The sequence below is a fragment of the Nocardiopsis sp. CNR-923 genome, from assembly GCF_001942255.1.
GTDB lineage: Bacteria > Actinomycetota > Actinomycetes > Streptosporangiales > Streptosporangiaceae > Nocardiopsis.
In genome coordinates this window covers 1-12,341 of the sequence record NZ_MKKC01000100.1, presented here as the reverse complement: position 1 = coordinate 12,341, position 12,341 = coordinate 1, and the positions used below count along the sequence as shown (strand labels likewise).

Here is a 12,341-nt window from a genome sequence, read left to right as displayed (position 1 = left end):
GTTCGGTGTCCTCCGGGAACGGAGTCAGTCGAGTCGAATGTCCATACGGCTGCCCGTGCCGTCGTCCTCCGGCTTCGCCTGCAGGGGTCCGCGGTCGGAACGGGGGCGTTCCTTGGCGCGAGGGGCGCCGGGTGGGCGTCGCGCGTCGTGGAAGGACACCGCGAGGCCGCCGACCAGGGATGCGCTGCGGTCGCCGAACCGCAGTTCCTGTGCCCGCCCCTTCGGGGGGTGCAGACGCACACCGGCGGGGATGCGGGTGGCTCGGTAGACCAGGTTCGCCCCGGGTGTCCCCGCGTGTTCGAGGCGGGGAAACGCGCTCTCCGCGTCACGGACGGTGAAGCAGAAGGCCGGACTCCACCGGCTGGGCGCCCGGAGCCTGGGGCTGAGGGCCTGGTCCCCCCGGTGGAGTTGGGCGGACAGGCCCTGGACGCTCCTGGCGGCCCGGGCCTGCGACATGCGCAGGGTGGTGTACGCGGCGGCCAGGACGAGGAGCACCAGCAGAACGGACACGACCGGCCAGTTGCGTTCGAGGAGCCCCGGCTCGCCGCGCACGGTCACCGTCAGGGACGGCGAATTGGTCAGGGGGTTGCCGGAGGCGTCCACGGCCTGGACGAGCAACGGCCCGGTGCCGAACCCGGATCCCTCCTCGACCAGGACGGTGAAGTCGCTCTCGGTGCTCCCGGGCGGGAAGAGGTTCGTCTCCTGCTCGATGGTCGCCAGCATGTCCTTCGGCGGGATCAGGGACAGTTCGACCTGGGCATCCTCGGTCCCGGTGTTGTCGACGACGAGGCTGCCCTCGATCCGGCTTCCGGCCCACACCTCCCGCGGTGGATCGCGGAAGGAGAGGGCGGGTCGCAGGTCCCCCGCGCGTGTCGGGAGTGTAGACGTACTCGTTGACGTCATCGGAGATACCGGCGCCCCGAACCCGGCTGGTGACGGTCACGGTCTCGGCGTCCTCGGGCAGGGAGAGCGTTCCCGAGTACTGGCCGTCGCCGGTCGCACGGTCGGGCGCGGCGCCGTCATCCCGGAGCGGGATGTCGGCGGTGGTCCCGTCGGGAAGGGTCGCCGCCGCGGAGAAGTCGAGGCCGGCCAAGGCCTCGGAGGATGTGACGACGCCCCGTCGGGTGCGGATGAACACGACGACGGCGAGTCGGTCAGGGTCCTCGGTCCGCTCGACGCTCACGTGGGTGTTGATGAACCCCGTCCACTGGACGCTGGCGCTCACCAGCTCCTCGGCCTCTTCAGGCGGCGACGTGAGTCGCACCTCCCAGACGCCCGGCATGGGGTCGATGAGGCGGAGCACCTCGACCGGGCCGTTGGCGCCGCTGACGGAGACTCCCGTTCCCTCGTGCTCGTCTTCCCCGGTGTCGACCACGTCCCCTTCCGGGTCGATGTACTCGACGGTGATGGCGGGGTTGTTCTTGATCACCTGGAGCGCGCCGTCCGTGGCGATGACGGGCACGTCGACCCGCAGCGTCACGGTGTCGCCTCCGGGCAGGTTCTCGCTGTCGGGCTCACCCACGATCGAGCAGGTCGCGGAGGCCAGCGCCTCCTGAAGGGAACGCAGGACGTCGGTGGAGTCCTCGACCACACGTGCGACGGGCTGGGCCACCTCCAGGTCACTGCACCCCTCCTGGGAACCGCCCGCCGCGAAGGCGTCGAGCTGGTCCCGGTCGATCGCACCTCCGAATCCCAGGGGCCAGATCTGCACACCGTCCTCGCGCGCCGTGTCGAGGTGTTCCTCGATGAGCGCCGCCGCGTTGTCGTTGCGCCGCTCGGGAGCCCCGTACTGGGGGCTGTCGCGCACGTCGAGCGCGCCGTCGGTGAGCAGGAAGACGACCCGGGCGGCCCCCGCGGGGGAATCACCGTCGCTCAGGCGGTCCAGCGCGGTGCCCAGAGCCTCCGCGTGGTCGGTGTCGTTGCCGTCCCCGGCGTCGCGCCGATCGATCCCGAGGGAGCAGTCGGCCAGGTACTGGCGGCCCTCCTCCGTGTCGACGAGGGTCGGGGAGCACACCTCCCGGGCCGCGATCTGACCCGGCTGTCCGTTGTTGCTGCCAAAACCCATCACGGTCACACGTGAACCGGGGGACAGGATGCTCTGGGCGATCGTGGCGGCTGCCTTGGCCTCCTCCTCCACATCGGTCTCGTCGAGGGAGCCGGACTCGTCCACCAGGATCACCGTGTCCAACGGGGGGTCGGTTTCGGCGGGGTCCGTCGGGGGCGGTCCGAGGGCCGACGCGGGGATCGGGGCCGTGAGCGACAGGGTCACGAGAATCGCAGCGATTATCGAGGCCCAGCCCCGGACAGAGGCAGCGTGTGGGGTGGATTCCAAGCCGCCTGCCTTCTTGTCGTGTGGGTTTTGTGGAAGAAGAGACGCGGAGTCACCCTATTTTCGGCAACCGATCGTTGTCCGGAAATCTTTTGGGTTCATCACTTTACTGGCGCTGCGGGGGGTTACAACAGGTTTCGGATCCCCTTGGTCGCCGTTATGTGGCTCTTGATGCCTCATGGGTTGTTGGTCATCTTTTTGCTTTTGATTGCTCTTGTTAATTCTTGTGCTCTGTGTTCTCTGTTTCCGTTTCCCATGCTTCATAGGGTGATGATCCGTGTGCGTTCGGCTCTGGGTCGCCGTACTGCGGAACGGCCTCGACGCTGAGCTTGTGCGACCGCTCGGTCACGGCCGCGCCCGAGTCCACCAACTGCGGCGTCGATCCGGACTCCGAACCGATCAGCCCCAGGGCTTCGGCGAGGTCCAGGCCGTAGAGGTCGTAGCACGACTCCGCGAGACCGGCCAGTGCGGCGATCGCGGCCCTGCCCCGCAGGTAGCCGGTCAGGCCCGCGAGGACACCGACCGCGGCCAGGACGGCGAGCAGCCGGACGTCCCACGGGGACGGGGCGAGCCAGGAGAGGCGGTCCTGGACGCTCGCCTGGGTGTGCAGGGCGCCCGCTCCCGCCGCGGCCAGGTACAGGAGCCCCCACCCGCCGAGCAGCCGAGCCTGCCCGAAGGCGTTCTCGGCCCGTTCGACGTCCTCCCTGGCCGATCGGGGAGGGACATCCACAGGACCGGCCACGTCCAGTAGACGTCGATCCTGTGATATTCCGAGATCCGCTGGTGGAGGGCTTCCATCCGGTCCGCCATCCAGGTCGGCCGACTCGGCTCGACGAGCGAGCACCGGGTGCTGAGGTCGTTGACGAGGATGTCCTCGGGACGTGTGGCCGAGGCACGCTCCCTCCGGTGGACGCGTGCCTCATCGACGCGGTGCCAGCAACTCCTGGCGAGACCGATGACGGAGGGCGTCACGGGCGTGCGCCGCTGCCGACCGCGACGGCTCGGCGACGGTTTCCGAACGCGACGCACCGCGCGCCAGTACTCGTACCCCCGCAGCAGGTGCCACGCCGTCCTACGCAGGGCGACGAGCGGTCGGCCCGCGATCGCCATCAGGGCGCCCTGGCCCATCCACCAGCGTCCGCACCACGTCCCCAGGGCGTGGGCGGCCCAGCCGGGCGGGAACCCGGCCAGCAGCAGGGCCACCGTGAGCACCACCGTCGCGACGGCGGAAGAGGTGTACAGGTCCAGGGCCGGACCCAGGATCCGCGCGAGTTCTCCCGGGGCGGTCAGGTCGCCCGGGTCCAGGACCGCGCACGCGGCGACGGCGGCGAGGAAGAACACCCCGGGGAGGGCGAGATGGGGTTTCCAATGGCTCGCGGCCTGTTTGCCCATCTCCAGGAGCAGGGGATTCACCTGTACCGGGTCTCCTTGTCGAGCGTCCGACTGGCAGGGGTCGCCCCGAGGGTCGACGGCGCGGGCACGCGAACGCTAGGGGGCGTAGGCGACGAGGTGGAGTTCCCCGATGTGGCACACCGCGGGCGGAAGCGCGTAGGGATCCGAACGTCGGCATCGCCGCTCCGGAGGGAACGGGCACCGCTGACGCCGCTGGGGCGTGGGCCGCGGGGCCCCTCCGGGAAGGGGGCGGCTCACATCCTCTCCGTCGCGGCGACCGGGGTCGTACTCGGCGGGCCCCGTGCGACGAAAAGCACTCTCCTCGGGCAGGGCGTCGCCGAGGCGTTCCTCCAGCTTCATCAGCTGGTGGAGGTCGAGGTATCCGTTCCCGGCGACCGACGTCCGGAGTTCGTGGAGGAGTTCCTCGGTCGTGCCGCCGACCGACCGCACCGCGTCCTCATAGCTCTTCCAATGGCGACAGAAGAACGCGGCGGCGTTCCAGCTCCTGACGGGTGGTGTGTCGGACCCAGTTCCGAGATCACTGGTCATATGCCCATCTTACTTGAGCAATGGGGCGAACCCGGGTGTTTTCGCTTTTTTGCGGCGGATAGGGTTACTGCGAAAGATTACTGAAATCGGGCAGGAAGCGGCACAGCGGTATTAGCGGGCGCTCCCTGCGTGTGGGCGAAGCCTGCGGTGGACGGACCGGGTTCAGGTCCTGGCGGTGCGGTGACGAGCGCGGGTTTCCCAGGGATTTCCGGAGGGCGGGGCGCTGCCCTAATAGGGTTTACGGGCTTCGCGTTTGCCTCGGATCGTCCTCACGATGTCGCGGACTTCGACCGTGCTCGCGTGATCGGGCCCGAGGATCCGACCCAGGGCCCTCGCCAGTCGGAGATAGTACGCGCGAGAGTGCTCACGTTGCTCCGGTGCGGCCGTGGGGAAGAGGAATCTGCTGTTGAGGGAGAGGGCGATGGCGCACGTGCGTATGCCAGATGCGGTGGCGGGGTGCGACCGGTACCTCTTCCACGCCGCCTCCAGTGCCTCCACCGCGTGGAACATCAGGGGTGAGGCCTCGTACACCCAGGGACCGTAGCGGTGGACGGACAGTTCCTCGTGCAGTCGAACCCTGCCGTCCGGGACGTCGAGCCCCCCGTCCGCTCGGACCAGGGACAGCTCGTGGAGTCGGCGCATCAGACGTGCGACGTTCACGGTCCTGGGGCGTCCTTCGAGGCCGTTCCCGTTGGTGACCCTGAGGGCCGAGAGCACGGGAGCCGGAACGTTGGAACCGAGCATCTGGATGGTGAGGAGCAGGTATCTGAACAGGTCGACGGAGTGCCCCTCCTGCCGGGCCACCGATCTGAGCGAGCACAGGACCGTTCGCTTCACCGGGTTGTCCGGGTCGGCGCCGTGGGTGCCCCTCCACTGGGCCAGGTACCCGTTCGCGCTCATCCTCAGGTCGACCATGAGGCAGGCGGCCATGGACAGGGAGAGCGGGAGCCGCTTCAGGACCCCTGCGAGCTCTCGCAGGTCCTCGGTTCGCGAGTGGGGCGGGCGGGAGGCCGCCAGACGACGTCCCAGGTAGTCCAAGGCCTGCTGTTGGGTGAACTCGCCGACCCTGATCGCGGGGACCTCGTCCGGCAGGAGATTCTTGTGTCTCGCGGTGATCAGGATCCTGCCACCAGGCCCCACCGGTGGAACGAGATCGACGATCGCGGGATCCGTGAGGCCGTCCAGCACCATGAACCAGGGATCCGACGCCCTCTCCGCCCAGAATCGAGAGTCCGTGGCCCCGCTCCCCGGATGGGGGAACCGACTGGCCGGTCGCCGCCGGGGTTCATGGTCCGCCCGGGCGAACGCCTCGATGACGGACTCCCTGCTGGAGGCGTCCACCCACAGGACGGAGCGATAGGCGGGTCGACGGGCGGTCTCGGCGGCGAGCATGGCCGCCAGAGTGGTCTTGCCGGTCCCCGCCGGTCCGATGATCGCCCGGACCTGTCCGTCGCGGAAGTTGCGGAGCCATCGGTTGACCTCGGGGCGTGCGACGATGTGGCCGGTGTCGGGGAGCGAGGGGAGGGGAAGCGGGACACTCGGAACAGGGGGGTGGGCGCGGCTCAGTTCACTGACCGGCTGGGTGCGCGTCGCACGGCCGCGCGGCTGCGGTGCGGTGGCGGGCTTGTGACGTGCTCGGTCAGGTTCCGCCTTCCACGGACGGGGGGAGATCGTCGCGCTCGGTTCGGCCGGCGTGCGCGGTTCGACCGCGGCCTGGCGCGTTGATTCCGGTGGGGGGTCCACGCTCGGACGGACGCTGTCGGCGGGGGGTGGCGCCGACCAGCCCAGCAGGCGCAGAGTGAGGGGATTGACCAGGGCGAAGGGCTTGCTCTCCGCGTCGACCGCATGCCGGCCGCCCGCGACGGTGGCATCGGTGGTGAGGTGTTCCCGTCCCGCGATCGTTCGGTCGGACGATTCATAGGACATCTGGATCAGAGCGCGCGCGGTGTGGACGACCGCCGAGCGCGGCAGGTGGGAGATCAGGATCCGGTCCGCACCCTCCACGAGGGTGAACTCGTTCCCGGAGGAGTCCTTCGGACGCAGCAACCCGCTGAGCACGACCTCGGACAGCATCTCCGTGGATGTGGTGGAGATCAGCTTCACCCGCGCCAGCTCCATCTGGATCCGGCGCATGATGGACATCGTCGGGGTCGACAGCGCTGTGTGCGCGGCCAGGAGGAACGCGTCGCGGGACGCGGACCCGCGGAACCTGTTCACCCGCTCCCGAACCGGCAGACCGCCCTCATCCGCGACGGTTTCGTCCGTGTCGGCGATGCCGCGCTGCCCGGGCCGCGCGTATGTCATCGCCATCGGGACGGGACGGTCGGGCGAGGTGATGAGCGAGGCCCACGAGGCGAACCACTGGGGCTCGCACCGGAGCACGGGAACGGGAAGCATGCCCGGCGGAGCGGCGGGCACGAGTCCGCCGTTGGACTCCCCGGGGCGGGTCCCCCGCGTCTGGGCGTACACCACTGGGGCGGCGGTGCGGTGCCACTGGTGCTCCGGCAGTGTCTGCACGATGGCGGTGGGCCCCCGGTCGGACAGCGAGTGCAGCAGAGCCGACGCCTCCCCCTTCCACCAGTGCTGACCGGAGCAGTCGCTCAGGACCAGGACCACCTGACGTGCCGCGGAGTCGACGATGGGCAGCGGGGCCCGGGGAGGGCCGTCCGGGGCGCAGGAGAGGCCCAGGTGGGGGAAGGGCAGGTGAGGATCCCGGCCCAGGAAGAGGACGCGGATGTCCCTGAAGGCGCCCAGGCTGTACAGGGGTGGCGTGATCTCCCTGACCATGGACCTCCACACCCCCATGGAAGGCCCGGTGTCCACGATCAGGAGCAGGCTCAGCCACCGTTCCGTCACGGGAAGGGTCGCGGCCGTCCACGGGTGGGGGTCCTCGGGATCATGGGCGGCGATGCGCTCCGCCGTGGCCTCCTCGTCGAGCTCCCCGAAGGCCGGAACGGACACGGACCGTTTGAGGGGTCGTAGCGCGCGTTGGATCTCCCGGGGTTCACGGATGACCCTGGGCAGCGGAAGCGGGATCCGGCGGGCGGGGACTCCCCGGTGCGTGTCCGGCTGACCGGGCGCGTGGAGTTCCACATCGGGGCAGTCCGGGGGACCGGATGCCGCGGGGGAGGCGGGGTCCGGCCGCGTCGCGGTCGAGGGTGAGGGAGGTTGTAGGCCCCCACCCTCGACGGTGGAGTCCTCGGATCGAGCCCGCGGGGAGCTCTCGGGGAGCTCGCCCCGTTCGTCCGGGGCCGCGCCATCGGCGTGATCCGCGTCCGCACCCGCGCGCAGGTGCGCGGCCAGCCAGATGATCTCCGCCATCTCCAGGGTCTGTAACGGCGAACCCCCGGCGATGTCCGGGCCGAGTCCCGCCCTGAAGACGGAGCACAGCGCTTCCAAGGTCACGTCTGCTCCCAGATCTCGTTGAGGGAGTGCATGATCTGGTCGGTGATGCGCTCTCGGGTGTCCTCGTCGGCTTTTCCTGAGACGCTCTGGCTCATGTAGGCGGCGTTGAGCAGTTGGTCGGTGGCGAGTTGTTCGTTCTTCTTCATCTTCTTCAGGAAGCTGTCGATCAGGGCGTCCAGTTCCGCGCTGCCCGTGGCCGACTTCCCATGTGCGCGTGTCGGAGCATCGAGTTCCAGATGATTTCTGACGATGGCGCCCAGTTTGTCTTTGTCCCTGGGGATGTCCAACTGGAGTTTGATGCAGCGCCTGATGAACGCCGGGGGGAACGTGCGCTCTCCGTTGCTCGTCATGATGACGAGGGGGAAGGCATGGCACTGAACCCTGCCGGACTCGATCGTCGCCACCCGGGTTCCGTCCGCGGTCATCACGGTGACGTGTTGGTCCTCGTCCGCGGCGCCCTTTTCCCCGGTCGTGCCCGAATGGGGCCGTTCCCGATCACTGGCGGTCTGCGCCCGCATGAGCTCGGGTATCTCGTAGTACCCCTTCTCGAAGATCGTGAGCAGGTCGTTGGGGAGGTCGATGTCGCTCTTGTCGATTTCGTCTATGAGCAGCACCCGGGGAACATCGAAGGGGAGTAGTGCCGTTCCGAGCGGTCCCAGGCGGATGTGGGCGCCGATGTTCTCCGGGAGCCGGCCCGGTTCCCTCGGGGCCCTGTTCTCCTGCGCCGAATACAGTCGACCGATGGGATCGTACCTGTACAGTCCGTCGCGCAGGGTGACACGACTGGTGATGGCCCAGGTGAGCACGTCACCGAGGCGCAGTTCGTGGGCGACCACCTCGGCCAGGGTCGACTTGCCCGAGCCCGGCGGGCCCGTGACGAGGAGGGGGCGGCGCAGATAGAGGGCGGTGTTGACCTTGGCCACCGTCTCGTCGTTCGCCTCGTAGGAGGTGGCCGCGAAGGTGGACTGGGCACTCGCTCCCTCGGGGCCGGTCTCCTCCCCCTTCCGCACGCTGGGATATCCGAAGTACTCATGGCTCCTGATGCCCGGTTCTTGTTTGAACGCGCGCCAAGGAGGAGGTGGTGGCAGGTCCCAGATCTTCGACGGGCTCTGGGTTTTTGACCCGCTGAATATCTGCCATGTCTCTTCCATCATTCTCTTTCCTGTAGTCGGCGCGACGGCCCGGCGCGGACTGGGGGATCATGGAACGCCGTCGCCAGTATCCAGTCGAAAGGGAGCGTCTCTGGTCTGGTCTATTCTGTCCGGATCGTTGATGATGAGAGAAAGATGCTTTCCGAGGCTGTTCGGATTGCCGGCGTCATGGATCGCCTCGTCCCTCCAGGACTTGACGGCACTCGGCAGGTAGTGCGGATGGGTGGTCTTCACCATGGTCAACAGAGCGCTCGTGTTGCTCGATCCCGGACACGAGGTGTGCTCACCCTGGTCGCACCGCAGTCTGCACACGAGCACGATGGGGGTTCCGGCCTCGGAAACGTGGGCGATCCCGCGGTTCGGCGCGGAACCGTACACGACCGCATGTCTATTGTGTACAGCATTCTTATTCGTCGCGGGTGTGTTCATGTCGGCATCACACTGGAATCCGAATGCTCCGAGCGTGAAACCGGTGGCCCCGGGGTCGTTCCACGAATCACCGATGGTGGACTTGATTCCGTTCCACAGTCTACGGTTGGCGGAAATGTGGCGGTTCGTCAGGAGGCCTTTTCTGGGTTCGAGGGGATTGTTCCATTGGAAGAGTTCTTGGAACGAGACGACCACGGTGGATATGTGAGAAAATGTCTCATAGTTGGTAAAGTACCACTGGTCGTAGTCGTCGAGTGCGAACTCCGACGGAACCACGAACTGAAGAGTGAGGTTCACCCCTTCCTCGGCGGTCATTGTATCTTCGAGGAACGTGCAAACCTTCTTGGTGACTGTCGCGCGGAACTCGTCCTTCCTTTCGTCTTCCTCGCTGGCTTCTATGCTGAAATACCCCTCTCCAGACTCCTCGTGTTGAAGCATCCCGCCCGTCTCTTTCTTGAAACGGATGTAGTGGCCCTTGTCGCGCATCTTCGATATGAAGACGAGTACTGAGGTCGGGTTCGACGGGGTCGGGCATCGGGGTCTGCGGGTCTGCACCCAGCTCTGAAGTTCCTGGAACTTCTTCTTCTCCTCGCGGAGTCGACCCACTATCCCTTCCAGGAAAGTGAGGAGGTTCTCCGGCACTTCGCCGGGTGTCAGACCGAGCTGTTCCTCCGCCACCCTGCGTACCCATCCCCAGGCTGTGGTGGGGAGAGGATCAAGCGCATCCTCGGGACCGGGACATCCTGCTGCCTCAATATGGACCTGAAGTCAAGGTCATCGGGTATCGACGTGCATATTCGACGCAGGCTGGCCCGGGATTCCGAGTCTGCCCAGGGGAAGGGAATGAGGTCGTCGATCTCCTCCCAGACGAGGCTGATCGAGGAGAGCGGAATGATCTTCCCTCTGTTCCCGAGGCCACTGCTTTTTCTCACTATTCCGACGACGCGGCCGTACTGCTCCGCCGCGGAGGTCTCGTACACGTAGGCGGCGCCACCGCTGTGCCCCTCGCGCAGATCTTCGTTGTCCGTGGTCTCGATCTGCCATCCATGCGCCTCCACCTCACCATCGGCCATCACCCGGAGTCCGATGGCGATCCCGTCCAGGTCGTTGACGCCCGCGTCGGTCGGGGCGTCCTGCCCTGTCGATTGACCGCCGTCCTGTGTGGACCGGCCTTTCGTCCTGGGGAACCCCAGCGTCCTCAATTTGAGGCCCGGAGCGCTCCTGGTCGCCTCGGCCTCAGTGACCAGTTCGCTGATTCTGGCCGACGATAGCCGGGCCGGGGTGACCGCAGTGGCGCTGGTCAATTGGAGAACGGCGACGTCCGGGTCGGTCCCGAATGTGAGCACGGTGGCCGGAACGCTGCTGCGCAACTGTGGAAAGTACACGTGGAGCGCATAGCCTTCACAACCCCGAATGACGTGCTCGCAGGTGATCACGTGTTGCTTGTCCACGAGGAATCCAGCGCCCCTGGCGACTGTTCCGGAGGCGTACTCCACTTGGATCTGCGCACGCCAGGGGTATGTTTCGACCATGTCGGAGTACCTCGCATGAACGGACGGGAACGGACCGGAGCCGCGGGGGCTCCTGTCGGAGCACACTTCTCCAGGCGACGCGGACAGCAAGACGATCTGAACGGGTCGAGAGGAGCGTCTTCGACCATGGCACCAAAGGCAAACCTCCGTCACGGGAATCTTCCGCACTCACACGATCGTTCCAGCAGCCGAAAAACATGTAAGCACATGTATGAGCGTAAGTCAGGGGTTTCGTGAGCTCTCAGTCGCCCGAATCGGGGTCTGTACCCTCTGCGTCCACACGGTCGCGGGATGCGTCCGGGTTTTGTTCTGCTGATGAGCCGAAATTCCAGATCATCCTGTATTTCCCGATCTTCGTATCCCTCCTGCCGATGCGAACGACGTCGGCCGCGCCCTGCGTCCATCTGATCGTGGTGAGGTAGAGCAGCGGGACCGCGAGGGACAAGGGGGTGGCGGCGGACGGGCAGGGATGTCGGTACCGGCACACGTCCTGGCGGCCGTCCGAACAGAGCGGATGCGCGCGATCGACGTCGCGCGGGGACGACCGCACGGACGACGCGGTGATCGAGAGTTTTCTCGGTCACCCGGAAGAGGAGTTCTCCACTCACGCCGGGTCCGACGGCGTCGAGGTGTCCGCCGCGGAGCGGCGGGAGGACATCTGCCGGTTCGACGACGAACGCGCCCAGGCCCGTCCTCGCAGGACTGGACCCGGTGCGGCGCCGAACCCGGCCCCTGGCGGACTGGCCCAAGGGGACCCGTTCCGGTGCGAAAGGCTGCGACTTGGGGTCCCTCTCAGCGCAGAATCCCCAGGCCACGTGTGGCGGCCCCAACAGGATTCGAACCTGCGACACCCGCTTCAGGAGAGCGGTCGGAGTACTCCATGTGTCTCCACACGCCTCCATGACCTGCATCTATGGCAGAGAGTAGACCCCGGTAGAGGCCAATCGCCCCCGCCCATCCCGGCCCTGCCGTGGGACCTGGCCGCGCGCGGACGCCACCACCGCCCGGCTGTCGCCAACCGCCAGTGTGAGGCGGTGGCGGCATGATGCCCCCGTTCTGCACCGAGCTTCACCTCGACGCTTCCGGATACCGGCGCGGACGCGTTCTGGACGCCGGACACGACGGCGACCACATGGATCTGCGCGCGGCGTGTGCTGGGAGCCCCCAGGGGCCACCCTCCTGCGACTCAAGGCTCGGTGGGGCGCACCCACCGCGTCGTGTGGACGGACTCGCTGTGGACGGCCACCGCCCGGTCTCGCGCCGTGAAGTGGCGCACGGAGATCGAGCCGACGCCGGAGCAGCTGGAGGAACGGCTCCGCCGTCACGCCCACCCGCCCGCTCCCGCGCCGACGCGGGACCGCTGACCGCCGCGCCCCGGGCTTGCCTTCCACCCGTGCCGCCCGGGGCGCGGCTCCACTCACAGAGGAGTAGATGTATGTCGGCCAGCCAGCAGACCCCACGCCGCTCGGTGCCGGAGGACCGGCCGCTGACGCCCGGCGAGCAGCGTCAGCAGGACGCTCAGACTCGGGCGCTCGCGTTCCGCCGTGAGTGGGA

The 12,341-nt window shown here is 67.6% G+C and carries 9 protein-coding genes, 1 tRNA gene and 1 pseudogene; 1 reads left to right on the top strand and 10 read right to left on the bottom strand.

Features of this window, described 5'->3' with window-relative positions:
- Positions 1-24: 24 nt before the first annotated feature.
- From BJF83_RS29535 to BJF83_RS17880, 10 genes and pseudogenes are all read right to left on the bottom strand, one after another.
- Positions 25-819, bottom strand: a complete 795-nt coding sequence (locus BJF83_RS29535) for a hypothetical protein (protein ID WP_262391658.1) — start codon at positions 817-819, stop codon at positions 25-27.
- A gap of 148 nt (positions 820-967) precedes the next feature.
- A pseudogene (locus tag BJF83_RS31200) lies at positions 968-2,137 on the bottom strand (vWA domain-containing protein); the annotation flags it as partial.
- Between the two features lie 409 nt (positions 2,138-2,546).
- Complete coding sequence (locus BJF83_RS17910; protein WP_075927198.1) at positions 2,547-3,059, bottom strand: hypothetical protein; 513 nt, start codon at positions 3,057-3,059, stop codon at positions 2,547-2,549.
- 758 nt (positions 3,060-3,817) lie between these two features.
- On the bottom strand, positions 3,818-4,270 hold the full coding sequence (locus BJF83_RS17905) for a hypothetical protein (protein WP_143831952.1): 453 nt from the start codon (positions 4,268-4,270) through the stop codon (positions 3,818-3,820).
- A 228-nt stretch (positions 4,271-4,498) separates the two neighbouring features.
- On the bottom strand, positions 4,499-7,675 hold the full coding sequence (locus tag BJF83_RS17900) for an SAV_2336 N-terminal domain-related protein (protein WP_075927196.1): 3,177 nt from the start codon (positions 7,673-7,675) through the stop codon (positions 4,499-4,501).
- The gene (locus BJF83_RS17895; protein ID WP_262391656.1) at positions 7,672-8,829 is read right to left on the bottom strand and encodes a MoxR family ATPase; all 1,158 of its coding nucleotides are present in this window, start codon (positions 8,827-8,829) and stop codon (positions 7,672-7,674) included. The genes BJF83_RS17900 and BJF83_RS17895 overlap by 4 nt, the downstream gene beginning before the upstream one ends.
- A 45-nt stretch (positions 8,830-8,874) precedes the next feature.
- The gene (locus tag BJF83_RS17890; RefSeq protein WP_143831951.1) at positions 8,875-9,933 is read right to left on the bottom strand and encodes a hypothetical protein; all 1,059 of its coding nucleotides are present in this window, start codon (positions 9,931-9,933) and stop codon (positions 8,875-8,877) included.
- The gene (locus BJF83_RS17885; protein WP_075927194.1) at positions 9,909-10,787 is read right to left on the bottom strand and encodes a serine protease; all 879 of its coding nucleotides are present in this window, start codon (positions 10,785-10,787) and stop codon (positions 9,909-9,911) included. Before BJF83_RS17885 ends, BJF83_RS17890 begins: the two co-directional genes overlap by 25 nt.
- A gap of 241 nt (positions 10,788-11,028) precedes the next feature.
- Complete coding sequence (locus BJF83_RS27585; protein WP_158070396.1) at positions 11,029-11,232, bottom strand: hypothetical protein; 204 nt, start codon at positions 11,230-11,232, stop codon at positions 11,029-11,031.
- Positions 11,233-11,605: 373 nt separating this feature from the next.
- Positions 11,606-11,684: transfer RNA gene (locus BJF83_RS17880), tRNA-Ser, on the bottom strand.
- 320 nt (positions 11,685-12,004) lie between these two features.
- On the opposite strand from BJF83_RS17880, the gene BJF83_RS17875 reads away from it, so the two are divergent.
- Positions 12,005-12,151, top strand: coding sequence for a hypothetical protein (locus BJF83_RS17875; RefSeq protein ID WP_262391655.1), 147 nt, complete (start codon positions 12,005-12,007; stop codon positions 12,149-12,151).
- Positions 12,152-12,341 lie beyond the last annotated feature (190 nt).